At 48.2% G+C, this 384-nt stretch carries 1 protein-coding gene; it reads right to left on the minus strand.

The annotated features are described in order from the left end of the window. On the minus strand, nt 1–384 hold a 384-nt coding region (locus ACXAFS_RS15300), incomplete at both ends, for a DUF7507 domain-containing protein (RefSeq protein WP_475308048.1).

Consider the following 384-nt stretch of genomic DNA (forward strand, 5'->3'; position numbering starts at 1 on the left):
GTCTACAAACGTATCAGCTATCGCTACTCCATCTAAGGTCACATTTCCAGTGTTCGTTACCGTGATTGTATATTCTACCGTGTCGCCTAAACTTGTCCCTACTGGTGCAACATCATTCGTGATTGCTACCGTCTTAACCGCCTCGATACTTGGGTCTTCTGCGATGGTTGTTTCTGTTGGATCATCTTCTGTGTTGCCATCCGTGTCATCACCATCATCACTCGTGTCATCGACATTGGTATCTGCCGGACTGTCTCCATCGGCTAACACACTGTTGCTAAAGCCTCCGGCATCTACTGCATCTTGCTCTATAATATAAGTCGCTGTATACGTAGCCGTCTCGCCGACCAATAAGTCGCCTTCTAAACTGCCGGCATCCGCACT

It is taken from the genome of Winogradskyella sp. ABM4_392 (assembly GCF_056160445.1).